At 40.1% G+C, this 18047-nt stretch carries 14 protein-coding genes; all 14 read left to right on the top strand.

What is annotated here, in order from left to right:
- Positions 1-40: 40 nt before the first annotated feature.
- The 14 genes from pilQ to CRO21_RS07895 all read left to right on the top strand — a co-directional run bounded on the left by pilQ (position 41) and on the right by CRO21_RS07895 (position 17880).
- Positions 41-2161 carry a type IV pilus secretin PilQ gene (gene pilQ / locus CRO21_RS07830; protein WP_097078886.1) on the top strand — a complete coding sequence of 707 codons (2121 nt, stop codon included), beginning with the start codon at positions 41-43 and terminating at the stop codon, positions 2159-2161.
- Positions 2162-2203: 42 nt separating this feature from the next.
- Complete coding sequence (aroK, locus tag CRO21_RS07835) at positions 2204-2755, top strand: shikimate kinase AroK (protein WP_322853232.1); 552 nt, start codon at positions 2204-2206, stop codon at positions 2753-2755.
- An 11-nt stretch (positions 2756-2766) separates the two neighbouring features.
- Positions 2767-3852, top strand: coding sequence for a 3-dehydroquinate synthase (aroB, locus tag CRO21_RS07840; protein ID WP_097078887.1), 1086 nt, complete (start codon positions 2767-2769; stop codon positions 3850-3852).
- Between the two features lie 19 nt (positions 3853-3871).
- Positions 3872-4741, top strand: coding sequence for a hypothetical protein (locus CRO21_RS07845; protein ID WP_097078771.1), 870 nt, complete (start codon positions 3872-3874; stop codon positions 4739-4741).
- 414 nt (positions 4742-5155) lie between these two features.
- Positions 5156-9640, top strand: a complete 4485-nt coding sequence (gene gltB, locus CRO21_RS07850) for a glutamate synthase large subunit (RefSeq protein WP_171294012.1) — start codon at positions 5156-5158, stop codon at positions 9638-9640.
- 66 nt (positions 9641-9706) lie between these two features.
- Positions 9707-11128, top strand: a complete 1422-nt coding sequence (locus CRO21_RS07855; RefSeq protein ID WP_097078773.1) for an FAD-dependent oxidoreductase — start codon at positions 9707-9709, stop codon at positions 11126-11128.
- Between the two features lie 185 nt (positions 11129-11313).
- On the top strand, positions 11314-12177 hold the full coding sequence (locus CRO21_RS07860) for a metal-dependent hydrolase (protein ID WP_097078774.1): 864 nt from the start codon (positions 11314-11316) through the stop codon (positions 12175-12177).
- 147 nt (positions 12178-12324) lie between these two features.
- The gene (locus CRO21_RS07865; RefSeq protein WP_097078775.1) at positions 12325-12915 is read left to right on the top strand and encodes a LemA family protein; all 591 of its coding nucleotides are present in this window, start codon (positions 12325-12327) and stop codon (positions 12913-12915) included.
- 90 nt (positions 12916-13005) lie between these two features.
- On the top strand, positions 13006-14076 hold the full coding sequence (locus CRO21_RS07870; RefSeq protein ID WP_097078888.1) for a TPM domain-containing protein: 1071 nt from the start codon (positions 13006-13008) through the stop codon (positions 14074-14076).
- Entirely contained in the window at positions 14070-14630 is a 561-nt protein-coding gene (locus tag CRO21_RS07875; protein ID WP_097078776.1) for a TPM domain-containing protein, read from the top strand. Before CRO21_RS07870 ends, CRO21_RS07875 begins: the two co-directional genes overlap by 7 nt.
- Positions 14631-14861: 231 nt before the next feature.
- Complete coding sequence (locus CRO21_RS07880; RefSeq protein WP_213064407.1) at positions 14862-15068, top strand: hypothetical protein; 207 nt, start codon at positions 14862-14864, stop codon at positions 15066-15068.
- A gap of 708 nt (positions 15069-15776) precedes the next feature.
- Positions 15777-16199, top strand: a complete 423-nt coding sequence (locus tag CRO21_RS07885; protein WP_097078777.1) for a pilin — start codon at positions 15777-15779, stop codon at positions 16197-16199.
- 54 nt (positions 16200-16253) lie between these two features.
- Entirely contained in the window at positions 16254-17462 is a 1209-nt protein-coding gene (locus tag CRO21_RS07890) for an O-antigen ligase family protein (protein WP_097078778.1), read from the top strand.
- A gap of 1 nt (position 17463) precedes the next feature.
- Positions 17464-17880: a hypothetical protein gene (locus tag CRO21_RS07895; protein WP_097078779.1), complete on the top strand. Its 417-nt coding sequence runs from the start codon at positions 17464-17466 to the stop codon at positions 17878-17880.
- Positions 17881-18047: the final 167 nt, after the last annotated feature.

Here is an 18047-nt window from a genome sequence, read left to right on the forward strand (position 1 = left end):
AATGAAAAAGATGAGCATATTTGAAAAAATGGGGTTGATGATGAATAGGGGTTTCACGATGAAAAATTTTGTCATGACGGCGGTTGCGATGGCCGTTGTACAAAGTGTAAGTGCTCAGGTGGGTATTACGCAGGTGATACCTTTGCAACTAGGGAATCAGGGTACCGAGTTACAAGTCGTGTTTGACGGATTACCCGTACAACCAAAAGCCTATCAGTTGGAAGGACCTACACGCTTAATTTTAGATTTTGAAGGTGCAAATAATAAACTCACCAATAATGATATTATCGTTAATAGTGCGGAAATTTCCAATATTGATGCACAGGTGGATAATGAACGTTCCAGATTAACCATTCATTTAAAACAACATGGCGCATTTACCACCCGTACCGAAGGCAATAGCTTTATTCTTAAAGTGTCTCCTGAATTGGAAACTCCGGTTGCTGTGCCATCTAATATTATTTCCCAGCCAATCACTACAAAAGCCAATGGTTTATCCAATATTGGTTTTGAACGAGGGGCACAAGGCGAAGGTTTAGTCAATATTCAGTTACTGAGTTCAAGTACTCCGGTTGATGTACAGCAACAAGGCAGTAAAGTTGTTATTCGATTATTAGGTTCTAAAGTCCCGACGAATCTTGCCAGACGTTTAAATGTCAATGATTTTGCTACCCCTGTTTCTTCGATTGATGCCTATAATGAAGGTAGCAATGGCGTGATAGTGATTCAGCCTACAGGTAGCTATGAATATATGGCTTATCAGGCAGAAGATAAACTCACCATTAGTGTAAAACGTCCTGTCGAAAATAATGCTGCTGTTAAACGTAATGCCCAAAATTATAGTGGTAAAAAGATCTCTCTGGATTTTCAAGATATTGAAGTACGACGTGTTTTGCAGTTGCTGGCAGATTTTACCGATGTCAATTTAGTGGCTGCCGATTCGGTACAGGGACAGATTACCATTCGGTTAAAAGAAGTGCCTTGGGACCAGGCGCTTGATATTATTTTAAAAAGCAAGAACCTGGATAAACGTCGCAATGGCAACGTGATCTGGATTGCACCGGTTTCCGAGCTCATTAAGGCAGAAGAAGATGAGGCCAAGGCTCAAGCACAAAGCGTTAAACTAGCACCGATTCAAACCGATTACATACAGTTGAATTATGCCAAAGTCGCTGATATCGAAAAGTTGATTACTACCCGTAATCGGTCATCTACAAATTCGGGGGGTACAAGTGCCTCAACCAATAGTGATGAGTTAACCGGTAGTTTGTTAAGTCCCCGCGGATCTATCTCCAGTGATATCCGTACTAACACCTTAATTGTTAACGATACGGCACAAAAAATTGATGAAATCCGTAAGATGATTAATCTGATTGATATCCCGGTTAAACAGGTGATGATTGAAGCAAGGGTAGTCCGAGCAACAAATACTTTTAGTAAAGATCTTGGAGTGAAGTGGGGTGTTGCTTCAAAAAATAGTAATTTCCTAGTGGCTGGTAGTCGATCTTCATTAAGTACATTGTCTAATTCTGATACCACTCAATATTCTGATTTATCTGATAATGTGAGTGTCGATCTGGGAGTTAGTAATGCATCAGGACAAATTTCATTTGGATTAATCAACTTCTCAAATTTTATGCTAGATTTGGAGTTATCGGCATCTGAAGCTGAAGGTTTAACAGAAATCGTTTCTACTCCAAAAGTTTTAACCGCAGATAAACAAAAAGCATTAATTAAATCAGGGGTTCAGATTCCATATCAAACGACAAGTGGTACGACTTCTGGTACAACGACGTCTACAGAGTTTAAAGATGCTGTATTGCAGTTAGAAGTTACTCCCAGCATTACCCCTGATGGTAAAGTGAATATGCAACTTAATATTGCCAAAGATGCTTTGGATAGTTATGCGCAAAATGGTGAGGCGATTATTTCAACCAATCAGATTACGACTAATGTATTAATTGATGATGGTGAGACAGTAGTATTAGGTGGTGTTTTTGAAAGCACAAAAGGTGATGCTGTCACAAAAATTCCACTCCTAGGTGATTTGCCCTATGTTGGTCGTTTATTTCGAAAAACTGAAAAGCAAGACGATAAAAATGAACTGCTTATTTTTGTCACACCTCGCATTGTAAATGACAATACTTCAACAAATCGTTAATATAGAGGCAATGAAAAAATTTGTTGGCATAGGTGGCACTTGATTAGCCATAATCATCACCTGGATCTACCAAATATTTATTTGGTGGGTCCAATGGGTGCAGGTAAAACAACTGTAGGGCGATATCTGGCAGAATTACTCAATCGTCAATTTATCGATAGTGATCACGAAATTGAATCACGTACAGGTGCAAGCATTCCCTGGATTTTTGAAAAGGAAGGGGAGGTGGGTTTTCGTATTCGAGAAAAAGCGATTATTCATGACCTCACCAATTTGGAAAATATTGTGCTTGCCACCGGCGGCGGCGCAGTTACACAACATGAAAACCGACAAAATCTTCATCATCGTGGTGTCGTGGTGTATCTTTATACCCCTGTCGAAATTCAATTGATGCGAACCAGTCGTGATCGTAACCGACCTTTACTGCAAGTGGAAAATCCAGAAAAGAAATTACGCGATTTACTGGAGATTCGGGATCCGCTTTATCGTGATGTTGCGCATTTTATTGTGGAAACCAATCACGGTTCTGCTCGTGATCTGGCACAAAAAATACTACAATTGATTCGTGAAAAACCGATAACATCAAACTTATGAATACTACTGCTATGCAAACTTTATATGTCGAATTGGGCAAACGCCGTTACCCGATTTTTATTGGTCAGTCCCTAGATAGTGCAGATCTCTTAGCCCCTTATATTTCTGGGCAACAGGTGATGATTGTTACAAATACCACAGTTGCGGCATTGTATTTGTCCTATTATCAGGCCCAGTTTGAGAAATTAGGCAAAAAAATAGCAGTTTGTATTTTGCCAGATGGTGAAAAATATAAAAATTTTGAGCATTTACATTTAATTTTTGATGCGTTGTTAGAGGCTGGTTTTAATCGTGACTGCACTGTGGTTGCACTGGGTGGTGGTGTAATCGGTGATATGGCGGGTTATGCCGCGGCATCGTTCCAGCGGGGTGTAAACTTTATTCAGATCCCAACCACTTTATTGTCGCAAGTCGATTCGAGCGTTGGTGGTAAAACCGGTATCAATCATCCATTAGGCAAAAACATGATTGGTGCGTTTAAGCAACCGGAAGCTGTGCTTGCAGATATGCGTGTATTGGAGACTTTGCCAGAACGTGAACTATCTGCGGGTATGGCAGAAGTGATTAAATACGCATTGTTATGCGATGCTGATTTTTTGCTCTGGTTGGAACAAAATATGCCGGCTCTCATGCAACGTGATCCAGCATTACTCGCTGAGGCGGTATATCGCTGCTGTGCGCATAAAGCCAGAATAGTTGCCAACGATGAAACTGAGAAAGGTGAGCGTGCTTTACTTAATCTTGGGCATACTTTTGGCCATGCGATAGAATCTTATCTGGGCTATGGTGTCTGGTTACATGGCGAAGCTGTCGCAACTGGTATGGTCATGGCGGCAACACTGTCTGAACAATTGGGCTGGTTAAATCATCAGGATGTACTTCGGGTAAAAAATATTTTAGTACAGGCGAAATTACCAGTAATCTGTCCATATATTCCTGTTGAGCAGTTTTTGGGTTATATGGCGCACGATAAAAAAGTTTTGAATGGTCAATTGCGTTTGATTCTATTAAAAAATCTGGGTCAGGCAGTGATTCATAATGAATTTGCACAGGATACCTTGATAAAATCCATTACTTTCAATCAGCTTCCCGCATAAATTTTAGATAGAGGTCTAAATGCTTACACCTAAACAAACATGGCAACTCATCAAAAACTCGACATGGATTGCTTTGGGTGTGGGATGTTTTGTGGTTGCATTTATCATCTGGATTTTACAGTTTAAAATTTCAGCCGTAGAAGAAGTCGTACCAGTTGAAGAAGAAGCACAGCAGTCATTGCGTCCGGTTCAGGCTGAAAAAGTTTCATTTAGTCAAGCCCTTGGTGGTTTTGCGACAGAAGTGCCTGCGATTGATTTGTCAAAGCGAACAGTGCTTCAAGGTAATCATGAACCTGAATTTCGGGGTGCCAAGTTTGTCAGTGAACAGAATAAACGCTGGACACTACAAATTATGAAAGTCACTGAGGAAGATATTATTCGCTCATATCTAGCCAAACGTGACGATCGTAAAAACTTTAATTATTTGCGTTTGAGTGACGGTAAAAATCCTGAACAATTTGTATTAATCTATGGCTTATATCAGAATGTGCAACAGGCCATGGAAGCCTCGCAGAAAATTGATTTTGAATTACCTGATAGCATAAAAATTCTGCCTGAAAAGATTTCGGTATATTCCGCTTTGGTCAATGATTTGGGCAGTGATGAGTTATCTTCGGGTGTTGCACTGCGATCTGTGGTATTACGTAAAGCCGCTTTACCGAAAATGGTGGACTTGTCGATTAAGTCATCTGAAGGGAATGTACCAAATCTAGCAGGTACGACCACGACGATTCAACGTAAAGATGAACGTGGTGAAATAAAAAGTACGCATGTTGAAAATTCATCAGTCGCACCAAAAAGTGAGGAAATGAAGCCAAATTCTGAGCAAAAAACTGCCCCTGCTGCAAAACCAACACAAACTGAACCACAAGTAATCGATCCATTTTAATAATTGCACCAAAAAAGAGCAAATTTAATCGTAAATTTATCACTGCATTGTGTTGGTGCAATTATTGTGGCAAATGTGGTGCGAAACGATTTTGGCTTATAAAAATAATGTTAGAAATCAATTGAGTGTAACTTGACATTAATGGCATGTTTTTTGCTTTTAGGAGGAAGTTTAATAGACTTAATTTCTTTATTTTGCATGAAATTTGCATTAAAAAAGTAAAATGTGGTCGAAAATGTACAAATTTAGTGCATTTTTTAATCAAATAAACAGTGTGTGTAGTTTACTGTTTGGGGTTAAACTACCTCTACAATCACAGTTTTGTTTGATGACCATCATTTAAAGTCTGTGCTTTGCTTGATTTAATTTGACTGTTAAAAAGTCATCATTGGAATAGAAGGGTACGCTATGCACATGCCATCGCTCAATACTGTAGCTCCCACTGAACAGCCAAATCAGGGTTTGTATCAGCCGCATGAATTTAAAGACAACTGTGGTTTTGGTTTGATTGCACATATGCAAGGGACACAAAGTCATCATTTGGTCAAAACAGCCATTCATAGTTTGAGCTGTATGACGCACCGTGGTGGTATTGCAGCAGATGGAAAGACAGGCGATGGTTGTGGTCTGTTATTGGCGATGCCAAAACAGTTCTTTCGTGCAGAGGCAGAAAAATTAAATGTGACTTTAACCGATATTTTTGCTGTCGGTACGGTATTTTTAAATCTTGATCCTGCACTTGCCGAAAATGCCAAAACAATTTTAAATAAAGAAGTTGAGGCGGAAGGCTTAACTGTTGCAACATGGCGTAAAGTACCGATTAATGTTGATATTCTAGGTGAAATCGCCTTACGTTCTTTGCCTGCATTTGAACAGATTTTAGTAAACTGTCCAGAAGGCACAACTGAGGTTGAATTTAACCGTAAGCTATTTCTGGCACGCCGCCGTGCAGAGCAGCAGTTGCAAAATGACCCATTATTTTATGTAACGACTTTGACTTCTACCGTCATTAGCTATAAAGGCTTGATGATGCCGGAAGCAATTGACGATTTTTATACCGATCTGGCAGATGAGCGTCTTGAATCGCATATCGTGGTTTTCCACCAACGCTTCTCTACCAATACCTTACCTCGTTGGCCGCTGGCACAACCTTTCCGCTATTTGGCACACAATGGTGAGATTAACACCATTACTGCAAACCGTAACTGGTCTGTGGCACGTACACCTAAATTTGAAAATCCATTGCTGCCAGGTTTGTTGGATATTAAACCGTTGGTGAACCGTACAGGTTCCGATTCTTCCAGTCTGGATAATATGCTGGAAATTCTGGTCGGTGGTGGAATGGATCTGTTCCGTGCCTTGCGTATGCTGGTACCGCCTGCTTGGCAGAATGTGGAAACACTGGATGCAGACTTACGTGCATTCTATGAATTTAACTCCAAACATATGGAGGCTTGGGACGGTCCTGCCGGCTTGGTGGTACAAAATGGTCGTCATGCCATCTGTATGCTGGATCGTAACGGCTTACGTCCTGCACGTTGGGTAATTACCAAAAATGGTTATATCACTCTTGCCTCTGAAATTGGTGTATGGGGTTATGAACCAGAAGACGTGGTGTCTAAAGGTCGTGTCGGTCCGGGACAAATCTTGGTTATCGATACTTACACTGGTAAATTATTAGACACCAAAGATGTCAGTAACCATCTGAAAAAAATGCGTCCTTATCGTGAGTGGTTGCGTGATCGTTCAGTCAAGCTTCAGGCAGATATGCAACTGGAAGAAAATCTGGCTGAAAAAGGTCTGACTGGTGATGCGTTAAAAGCTGCACAAAAAATGTTTATGGTGACATTTGAAGAGCGTGATCAAATGTTACGTCCAATTGCAGAAAGCGGACAGGAAGCGGTTGGTTCGATGGGTGATGATACGCCAATGGCAGTATTGTCTCGTCAGGTACGTCATGTGTCTGACTATTTCCGTCAGCAGTTTGCACAGGTGACAAACCCGCCAATTGATCCATTGCGTGAATCTATTGTGATGTCACTGGAAACCTGTTTTGGTCGTGAGCAGAATGTGTTTGAGCAAGGACCGGATCATGCAGAACGTCTGATCATTTCCAGTCCGGTGCTCTCTAATTCAAAAATGTATCAAATTCGTCATGTCGAGCGTAAAGGCTACGAGAATGCAGAAATTGATCTGAATTATCCGCAAGCAGAAGGTCTGGAAGCCGCGGTTCAGCGTATTTGTGAAGAATCTGCGCAGGCAATTCGTGATGGCAAAACCCTGCTTATTCTTTCTGATAAGAATATTCGTGAAGGCTATTTGCCAGCCAATGCACTCATGGTCACAGGCGCAGTACACCATCATTTAATTGATGTCGGTCTGCGTACCGATGCCAATATTATTGTAGAAACTGGTATTGCGCGTGATCCGCATCAATTTGCCGTATTACTTGGCTTTGGTGCAACAGCGATCTATCCATATCTGGCTTATGATGTGATTAATGATCTGGTTGCCAAAGGCGAATTGCTGGGTGATCCGATTCATGCTCAGGCCAACTTCCGTAAAGGGATTGATAAAGGCTTATTAAAAGTTTTATCAAAAATGGGTATTTCTACCGTTGCATCTTATCGTGGTGGACAGTTATTTGAAGCCGTTGGTTTATCTAAAGCGGTTGTGGACAAATGTTTTATTGGTGTACCAAGTCGTATTGAGGGTGCAACCTTTGAAGATCTGGAAAATGATCAGAAAAAATTGGCCGAACTGGCGTGGAAAGCACGTAAGCCAATTGATCAAGGTGGTATGCTGAAATTTGTCTTTGGCAAGGAATATCATGCGTTTAATCCAGATGTGATCAATACTTTGCATAAGGCGGTTCGCTCTGGCAAATATGAAGATTTTAAAGCATATGCCGAATTGGTGAATCACCGTCCGGTGGCAACCATCCGTGATTTGTTAACGCTTAAAACCGACAATTCTATTGATATTAGTCAGGTGGAAGCGGTTGAAGATATTTTACCACGCTTTGACTCTGCCGGTATGTCATTGGGTGCATTGTCACCAGAAGCGCATGAGTCGATTGCGATTGCCATGAATACCATTGGTGGTCGTTCAAATTCCGGTGAGGGCGGTGAAGATCCTGCACGTTACGGCACCATTCGTAACTCCAAAATCAAGCAGATTGCATCGGGTCGTTTTGGGGTGACACCAGCCTACCTGACTTCTGCGGAAGTGTTACAGATCAAAGTGGCACAAGGGGCGAAACCGGGCGAAGGTGGTCAGTTACCGGGTGGTAAGGTCAATAGTCTGATTGCACGTTTACGCTATTCTGTACCGGGCGTGACTCTGATTTCTCCACCACCACACCATGATATTTATTCGATTGAAGATTTATCACAATTGATTTTTGACTTAAAACAGGTCAATCCAAAAGCCATGGTGTCGGTAAAACTGGTGTCTGAACCGGGTGTAGGAACCATTGCTGCCGGTGTTGCCAAAGCCTATGCCGATTTTATTACGATCTCTGGTTACGATGGTGGTACTGCGGCATCGCCATTGTCTTCCATTCATCATGCTGGTTCACCATGGGAATTGGGTCTGTCAGAAGCGCATCAGGCACTACGTGTCAATGACCTGCGTGGTAAAGTTCGGGTGCAAACCGATGGTGGCTTAAAAACCGGTCTGGATGTAGTAAAAGCAGCGATTTTGGGTGCAGAAAGTTTTGGTTTTGGTTCCACACCAATGATTGCACTGGGTTGTAAATACCTGCGGATCTGTCATTTAAATAACTGTGCAACCGGTGTGGCAACACAGCAAGACCATTTGCGTCATGAACACTATATTGGCGAGCCGGAAATGCTGATCAATTTCTTCCGCTTTATTGCCGAAGAAACTCGTGAATGGCTGGCTGCGCTAGGTGTTGCATCACTCAAGGATTTGATTGGTCGTGTTGATCTACTTGATGTTTTACCAGGTGAAACTTCAAAACAGGCGCATCTGAATTTATTGCCATTGTTGCAATCGCATCCTTCGGCAGAAGGCAAAGCACAATACTGTCAGGTACAAGGCAACGAACCACACGACAAAGGTTTACTTGCTGAACGTATGGTGCGCGATATGTTACCTGCCATTGAAAATGGTACAAGTGGCGAGTTCTATTATCGAGTCGGTAACTGTGATCGTTCGATTGGTGCCCGTTTATCCGGTGAAATTGCCCGTCGTTATGGCAATTTGAGTATGGAAAGTGCACCTGTCACCTTGAAACTTGAGGGGACTGCTGGTCAGTCACTGGGTGTTTGGAACGCAGGCGGTTTACATATCAAACTCGAAGGTGATGCCAACGATTATGTCGGTAAAGGTATGGCAGGTGGTCGTATTTCGATCTTCCCACCAAAAGGTTCACCATTCCAGACCCAAAATACAGCGATTATTGGTAATACCTGTATGTATGGCGCAACTGGCGGTAAGTTGTTTGCGGCAGGTACAGCAGGCGAGCGTTTTGCGGTACGTAATTCCGGTGCATTCGCTGTGATTGAAGGTGCAGGCGACCACTGCTGTGAATATATGACCGGTGGTATTGTGACTGTACTGGGTAAAGTTGGTCATAACTTTGGTGCAGGCATGACCGGTGGTTTCGCCTATGTTCTGGACTTGGACAATGACTTCGTCGATTATTATAATCACGAACTGATTGATTTAACCCGTATTTCAACCGAGTCAATGGAAGAACATCAGCAATTCTTGATGAAAATTCTGGATGAGCACATCAAGGAAACAGGTAGTGCATGGGCCTACAAAATCCGTAACGAGTTTGATTATTACAGCCGTAAATTCTGGTTAGTCAAACCAAAAGCTGCAAACTTACTGACTTTGCTTAAAACCACTCAAGCTGATCCACAATAATCTAACTGCATTGACATAGGCAGGTGCGCAACTCAAACCAGTGCGCACTTACCCACGGAGAGACACATGGCACAACGCCTTAATAATGACTTTCAGTTTCTGGATGTTCCACGTCAAGAGCCAGAGAAAAAAGATATTACTGTCCGCAAAGCAGATTTTGTGGAAATTTATAAGCCATTTACTGCGGATGTGGCCACCAATCAGACCCATCGCTGTTTAGGCTGTGGTAACCCGTATTGTGAATGGAAATGTCCTGTACATAACTATATTCCAAACTGGCTCAAATTGATTGCTGAAGGCCAGATCTTTCGTGCTGCTGAACTTTGTCATCAAACCAATACTTTACCTGAAGTCTGTGGTCGTGTTTGTCCACAAGACCGTTTGTGTGAAGGTGCATGTACTTTAAATGACGGATTTGGTGCAGTGACCATCGGTAATGCCGAAAAATACATCAATGATACTGCGTTTGCACTGGGCTGGCGTCCAGACATGTCTTCCGTTAAATGGACAGACAAAAAAGTTGCCATCATTGGTGCAGGTCCCGCAGGCTTAGGTTGTGCAGATATTTTGGTACGTGGCGGTGTAAAGCCGGTGATTTTTGATAAACGCCCAGAAATTGGTGGTTTGCTGACCTTTGGTATTCCAGAATTTAAGATGGAAAAAGACGTGATGAAACGTCGCCGTGAAATCTTTACCGAAATGGGCATGGAATTCCGGTTAAATACCGAAATTGGCAAAGATGTTACGATTGATCAATTACTTGCAGAATATGATGCAGTCTTTATGGGCATGGGCACTTACACCTATATGAAAGGTGGTTTTCCTGGGGAAGAACTCGATGGTGTCTATGATGCACTGGATTTCCTGATTGCCAACGTCAATCGTTGTCAAAACTGGGAAAAGGATCCAAGTGAATACATCAGCATGGAAGGCAAGAAAGTGATCGTGCTGGGTGGTGGTGATACCGCCATGGACTGTAACCGTACCTCCATTCGTCAGAATGCCGAAACTGTCACGTGTGCTTATCGTCGTGATGAAGCCAACATGCCGGGTTCACGCCGTGAAGTTAAAAATGCCCGTGAAGAGGGTGTGGAATTCCTGTTTAACCGTCAACCGATTGAAGTTGTCGGTGAAAATGGTAAAGTCACTGGTGTAAAAGTCGTGACTACACAACTAGGTGAAGCGGATAGCCGCGGCCGTCGCAGTCCTGAGCCAATTCCCGGATCGGAAGAAGTTTTACCCGCAGATGCGGTATTATTGGCATTCGGTTTCCGTCCGAGTCCAGCAGACTGGTTTACTAATGTAAACATTGGTCTGGACGGTTCAGGTCGTGTTGTGGCACCAGAAGAACAGGAATTTATGTTCCAGACGTCTAATCCAAAAATCTTTGCTGGTGGCGATATGGTTCGTGGTTCGGATCTGGTGGTTACAGCGATTTGGGAAGGGCGTAAAGCTGCCGAAGGGATTCTGGATTATCTTGATGTGTAAACTGAAATTTAATTGATCGTGTAAAGCCCATAGTTTTAGAATTATGGGCTTTTTTATTGGTTTTGAAATAAAGCATTATTTTTTTCAGTTGAGCGTTTTTGCCAATATGTGCATATTTCCGCCATGGTTTGTGGGTGCGCAATCGTCAATAATCATGAATGAGCTTTCATGATGAGATATAAACCATGGCTTTTGCAGTAGCGGCAACAGAAAAAACTTATTTAAATCGCCCGAAAGCATTCGGTATCACGGTACGTCGACCACAGTTTAATCCGCAGGCGATTAAGCGACATTATTTTGCCAACTCCCCAGTGATGTCACATATGTTGACCGCACTATCTTCTACCTTTCCAATTGGTGAACAATTTTTTGTACATAGCGTGCGTAATGTGCGAAATCGTGTTGATGACGAAAAATTGCAGTCAGACATTGCTGCTTTTATTGGCCAAGAAGCCATGCATTCCAAAGCTCATGCTGAATTTAATGCCTCATGGCGCCAAGATGATTACCAACTGGATCGTTTTCAAGCATGGCTTGCCAGACAAGATCAGAAAGTGCGTGAATTGCCGTATAGTGTTCAGCTTGCAGTGACCTGTGCGTACGAACATTTTACTGCTTTGCTGGGTGGTTATATTTTAAAACATCCGGAAGTTCTACAAACGCTTGATGATGATGCAATCAAGTTATGGGTGTGGCATGCCATTGAGGAAATAGAACATCGGGCAGTAGCTTACAATACCTATCAGGCGGTTTATAGCAATCATAAATTACGTAAAAGCGTGATGCGTACTGTCACCACAGGCTTTGCCAGTTTGACATTTTATGCGACTTTCCGTTTATTTATGCAGGATAGAAAAGATAGTTTAACTAAAATTGGCGGTAATGTGTTTGGCCTGTATTTGTTGGCGAAAATGTTTATACAATTATTGCCGGAATATCTGGCTTACTATAAAGATGATTTTAACCCTGCCGAAATTGACTACAGTCGGGAAGTGGAATATTGGAAAAATAAACTGGCAAATGACTATCAAATGGCAGGTTTTGCTTAAAAAGACAAATTGATATTCAAAAAAATGCGTCGCTTTAATACACAAGAGCAACGCAATTTTTTATACAAAAATACATAAAATCATGATAATAATTGCGTAGAATGTAAATCAATACAATAGGCTAAATGCTATATTTGGGTGAATAGAATGAAATTATTGAAAAAAACATTATTAACAGCAACCGTTGTGTTGGCACTTAATCTTACCGGTTGTGGTTATAACACCTTGCAAGTCAAAGATGAAGCAGTCACAGCTTCATGGTCAGAAGTAGAAAACCAGTATCAACGCCGTGCCGATCTGGTGCCTAATTTGGTCAATGTGGTTAAAGGTTCTGCGGCACATGAAGAAAGTGTACTTACCGAAGTCACACAGGCTCGTTCCAATGTTGCCGGTTTAAAAGTCGATAAGGAAGTACTGGAAGATCCGGAACTGTTTAAAAAATATCAGGAAGCACAAAGCCAGTTAACCGGTGCATTATCACGGTTGATTGCCGTATCGGAAAATTATCCGGATTTAAAAGCCAATCAACAGTTCCAAGAATTACAGGTCCAGCTTGAAGGTACGGAAAACCGTATTGCCGTGGCTCGTAATCGCTATATTACCACTGTGCAGGATTACAACAGCTATGCACGTCAATTCCCTCAAGTAATGACGGCGAAAGTCATTGGCATGAAAACCAAACCAAACTTTAGTGCTGAAACCGGTGCAGAAAAAGCGCCTACAGTAAGTTTTAACTGATCATCATCTCATTCATTGTTGATCATAAAATAAGGTTGAGGCATGTTGACTAAGCTGGATATAACTGCGGATAAGCATATAAATGCATTTATGCAACAGATTGTGAGGGGACTTTTAGGCTTTGTCCTGTGTTTCAGTCTGCTTTGCATATCTGGCTTTGGCGCATCTGCCTTTGCCGAAACAGCAACGGCCACCGCATCTGATGACGGTACCGAAGCAGTGGTACTCAACAAAATTATCAACAATCAAAAACAGAATACGCAACAGCAAAGTGCACAAAATTCAGAGAGTCAAAATAGCACGGCACAATCGTCAGTATCCGCTGATGGTACAGATGAAAATATTATTCAGCGTGATATTCCACAGCTTAATCAACCGATTATTGATCAGGCAAATATTCTTACAGCAGAACAAAATCAGAGTCTAAGCCAATATATTCGCCAGATCTATGATTCAGGTAAGGCACAGATCGGTATGGTGATTGTACCGAGTACCGGGCAGGAAGATATTTTTAGTTATTCCATGCGTATTGCCGAGAAATGGCAACTCGGAACAGCCAAGCATGATAATGGTCTATTGATTGTGGTTGCGGTCAATGATCGTCGTATTCAGATTTTAACCGGTTATGGATTGGAAGGTGTGCTGCCCGATATCATGACCCATCGTATTATTCAGAATCAAATCACACCGTATTTTAAACAAGGACAGTATGCACAAGGTTTACAGTCCGGACTGGAAGAAATCAATCGTATTTTGAGTCAGGACCCTGATGTGGCCCGTCAGGCTGCGGAAAGTTTAAAAGAGCAGCAAGCTGCTGCACACCAAAAACAACAAGGCATGCAAAGTGCATTGGGTATTTCCATCGTTATTCTGGTGATTGCAGTGGTTTTATCCGCACTGATTGGACGCAAAATTTCTGCATTGGGTGCAGGCGTTGCCGGTACGGCGCTGGGTATGTTGAGTGGGCTCGGACTGGGTATGAGCCTGTTGCTCGGTGGTGGTTTATTCTTTTTGGTGATTAGTTCATTGGCACAATTGCTCTTTCAAGCCTTTGCCAGTTCTGGTGGTGGTCGAGGCGGAGGTGGTGGCTTTGGCGGAGGTGGCGGTTATAGTGGCGGAGGCGGCGGTTTTGGCGGTGGAGGAGCATCAGGTTCATGGTAAATCAAATCGAAACGCAAACGGTGATTAGCACCAAACATCTTGATGTGGTGAATAAACCCAGCTTAAAGCGTTGGTTTAAACATATCTTGTATTTTAAATCTGCCAAACATGCTTTAACTACACAGGACTGTGACAAGATTGCACAGGCTATTGAAGCGGCTGAAAATGGCCATCGCGGTGAAATTCAGGTGATTGTCGAGGGCAGTTTGCCTGGTCATTTCGCCTTGCAACATACCACGCAGCAACGTGCGGAATATCTATTTGCCAAATACCGTGTGTGGGATACCGAATGTAATAGCGGAATTTTGATTTATTTAAATCTATGCGAACATGCGGTGGAAATTGTTGCAGACCGAGGCATAGATGGTGCTGTGCATGAAAAGTGCTGGCAAGAGATTTGCCAGAGTATGCTGCCATTATTTAAGGCACAGCAATTTGGTGATGGGCTGTGTGTGGCGATTGAGCAATTAGGACAATTGTTTAGCCGGTATTATGGCAATAATACCCATGATCCCGAAGGCAATGAATTGTCGAATCGACCACGATTGATTTAGTTTTTATGATGCTTTAAATCCCGATATCAATTTTTATGATTGCCTAATTTGAGATATATCTGGTAAAGCAGCAATGATAGAAAATTCAGTATAAATAAGCCCACATTTGATCTAAATAGCTTGTTTTTAATCGTCTTTTTCGGTTTTTCGATAGGTGTTTATATGTACATTAAATAATCAGATCTTTATGATATTATATAGCTATTATGATGATTAGATAAGGGGACGTTAATGGATATGATTAACCGAACAGAATATCCGGCATTAGATCAAATTTTATGGGATAGCACAATACGTCAAATCCCTGCGGAAATGGCATTTCAATATTATGAGAAACGCTGGAAATATATTGATGAGGCACAGCTTACAGCAAAGGAAAAACAGCTTATTCATACCTTAACCAAAACAATTGGACATGGGCTATTTTTAACTCAATAAGATGGGGAAAGATGATACAGTATTACGGCAAATATTACGGCAAAAAAATCCATAAATTTTTACTATGCTAATATTTTAATTGATAAAATTGTTGTAAATATTGCGGCAAATATTTATAGTAAATATCAAAGTGTAATCGGAAGATAGCATGATTGGTATCACACCATTTTTATCACATCCCTCCAAATCTCTGGAACAAAAAATCCTAGACTTTCTTCAGCTTGATTCTGTTATTCCAAAAACAATTCGTCAGGATTTAATTTTTATATTGTTTTAAGTCACGATAGCAATTTTCATGACTGCCTAACTTGAGCAGACACAACGTTATTGCTGTGTAATCTATTCATCTACGTTAACATATATTGGATAACTTTCAGCGAATGATCAGGTACGTTTGATTCAACATTTCGATCTAAAATAAAAACAAAGAAAAATAGAATGCGTTTCAATATAAATGGTTTAAAGCACTGAATTGTTGACCGAATTGTTATATTTAATATTTCTGCTAGTAACTGACAAATATTGTCATTTTGTAACGATTGTAAACGCATGGAAAAACAAAAAATCGAACAATAAAAGTTTTATATTGCTTAATTTATTGTTTTATAATATAAAAAATATGAATCATAAAGTTGGCATAGCTTATGCTATAAAGTAATTAAGCGAAATTTAGCAAACAAATTTTACACAAATTTCCAGGAGAAATTTATGAACGCACAAAAGGGTTTTACCTTAATTGAATTGATGATTGTAATTGCGATCATTGGTATTTTGGCGGCAATTGCGATTCCTGCATATACGGACTATACCGTTCGTGCTCGTGTTACAGAGGCTCTCACAACTGCATCAGCAATGAAAGCAACTGTTTCTGAAAATATTATGAGTGCTGGTGGTACTACAATTGCAAGTTCAGCGTGTAATGGCGTAATTTCTGCAAGTGCAACTACAAATGTAGCATCATCAGCATGTTCAGGCAGTGGTGTAATTTCCGTTACTACGACTGCGGCTGCTAAAGGTATTGTTTTAACATTAACACCTAAATATACAGGTGGGAATGTAGCTTGGCAATGTACAACTACATCAGGCGATGCTCAAAAATATGTTCCTTCTGAATGTCGGACAACCTCATAATAAAATTTAAAAATAAAAAGAGCCTCAGATGGGGCTCTTTTTTTGGGATAATATATGAGCTTTTATTGTTATAAGTATTTAAATCTTTTTGGTATTTTTTTAATGGGTGTGGCGTATTTTTCAACAATAACGCTTTTTTTCTCTACTACTTTTTATAAAGAAATCTTTGCTGTTGCAGGGCTTTTATTCTTTTTAACAGCATTATGCTTTCAATACAAAATTGTCAGTACCCAATTGCTGTTATTTAATCTTGCTTTGCTTTTAATTCCAATGATTCAATATGCTTTTGGAATTATCTTTTTTTTGCAGGATGCATTGTTATCAACTGTTTATCTGTGTATTTTCTTATGCAGTATTTTAGTGGGAGTAAATTTTAAAGCCAATCATCAGACAAATATATTAAATATATTTTTAGCGATGCTTGTGTTTGTTGGATGTATATCTGTATTGATGGCATTTAATCAGCGTTTTATGTGGTTCAATAGTTATTTATTATTTTCCTCCTCTTATGGTAATCGTGCAACAGCAAATCTTGCACAACCCAATCAATTATCTACCTTGCTTATCATGAGCTTATTCTCATTGTTTTATTTGTACCAAGCACAAAAAATTAAAAAAATCATCATGTATGGTATTACGTTCATATTGTTGATTGGGATTGTGATGACCCAATCACGTTCAGCATGGGCATCATGCATCGTTTTAAGTGCGTTATATCTTTATTATTACCATCAAAAACAAGATATTATAAACGTTATAAAATTAAATGTTGTTTTTATTGGTTTAACACTATGTATTCCTTTTTTACTGAATGTTTTAACTTATTCCCAAGCGTCTACTGCGATAGATCGTTTACAAGGTGGATCAACACGTTTTAAAATTTGGCCACAATTGCTTCATGCAGTTATGGAGCAACCTTGGACTGGATACGGCTGGGGACAAGTCGATGTTGCACAGTTATCTACCATGACACCAACATCTACAAAAAAAGAATTATTTACTTATTCGCATAATTTGTTTTTAGACCTCCTACTATGGAATGGTTTGGTGCTTGGTACACTACTCAGTTTATTGATTATTTATATTTTATATCGTTGCTATATGAATCTGCAATATAAACAGGATTTATTATTGTTTTTAGGGTTTATGGCATTTTTTGTGCATTCTTGCTTGGAATATCCGTATGCATATACATATTTTCTAATTCCAGCCGGTATGTTTTTAGGTTATGTATCGTATCAACAAAATATTAAAGAGGTGTGATATGTTAATTCAGATTAATAAGAAATTATATGTGATATTTTTAATTTTATTATGTATTATATTTGGTTGTTTTTTAATTGAAGTAAATCACCTTAATGAAAAAAGTGATTTGTACGCACGGCAAAATTTATTTCATGAAAAAGTTGATTTTAATGACCAAAAATTTTATTTTTTGGATGGGTATAGTACATCCTTAGATTTTCAAACCATTCCATACTGCAATTTAGTTCAATATTATCCACTAATAACTTTTAAACAGATAGCTTATCGTTATCCATCTGCTTTAACTATTGCCAAATACTGGTTGTTTTCGCAAAAACAGCAACAGATGGTACGAGATGCTGAGCAGCTTAGACAGGCTTATGTATTATTAACTAAAAGTGGTCAGCATACTTTTAATAATAAAGTATGTAATTAAAGTTAATTTTTCTATCTAAGCTTAAAATTCTCCAACAAAGTCGTTAGATGACAAAAAATGTTAATTATTACCTATTTTTAAATCTTTTAAATTTATATCAGTTTTAAGTTTTTGAAAAATAAATATAAAATGTGTGGTATAAAAATTGTACTGATAAATCAGAATAA

It is taken from the genome of Acinetobacter puyangensis, from assembly GCF_900096995.1.
Taxonomy (GTDB): Bacteria; Pseudomonadota; Gammaproteobacteria; order Pseudomonadales; family Moraxellaceae; genus Acinetobacter; species Acinetobacter puyangensis.

Bases quoted from the DNA above. Each gene is read 5' to 3' on its own strand.
- CRO21_RS07890 (WP_097078778.1), top strand. From the start codon at position 16,254: ATGAGCTTTTATTGTTATAAGTATTTAAATCTTTTTGGTATTTTTTTA.
- CRO21_RS07895 (WP_097078779.1), top strand. From the start codon at position 17,464: ATGTTAATTCAGATTAATAAGAAATTATATGTGATATTTTTAATTTTA.
- CRO21_RS07860 (WP_097078774.1), top strand. From the start codon at position 11,314: ATGGCTTTTGCAGTAGCGGCAACAGAAAAAACTTATTTAAATCGCCCG.
- gltB (WP_171294012.1), top strand. From the start codon at position 5,156: ATGCCATCGCTCAATACTGTAGCTCCCACTGAACAGCCAAATCAGGGT.
- CRO21_RS07885 (WP_097078777.1), top strand. From the start codon at position 15,777: ATGAACGCACAAAAGGGTTTTACCTTAATTGAATTGATGATTGTAATT.
- aroB (WP_097078887.1), top strand. From the start codon at position 2,767: ATGCAAACTTTATATGTCGAATTGGGCAAACGCCGTTACCCGATTTTT.
- pilQ (WP_097078886.1), top strand. From the start codon at position 41: ATGAATAGGGGTTTCACGATGAAAAATTTTGTCATGACGGCGGTTGCG.
- CRO21_RS07845 (WP_097078771.1), top strand. From the start codon at position 3,872: ATGCTTACACCTAAACAAACATGGCAACTCATCAAAAACTCGACATGG.
- CRO21_RS07870 (WP_097078888.1), top strand. From the start codon at position 13,006: ATGCAACAGATTGTGAGGGGACTTTTAGGCTTTGTCCTGTGTTTCAGT.
- CRO21_RS07880 (WP_213064407.1), top strand. From the start codon at position 14,862: ATGGATATGATTAACCGAACAGAATATCCGGCATTAGATCAAATTTTA.
- CRO21_RS07855 (WP_097078773.1), top strand. From the start codon at position 9,707: ATGGCACAACGCCTTAATAATGACTTTCAGTTTCTGGATGTTCCACGT.
- CRO21_RS07865 (WP_097078775.1), top strand. From the start codon at position 12,325: ATGAAATTATTGAAAAAAACATTATTAACAGCAACCGTTGTGTTGGCA.
- CRO21_RS07875 (WP_097078776.1), top strand. From the start codon at position 14,070: ATGGTAAATCAAATCGAAACGCAAACGGTGATTAGCACCAAACATCTT.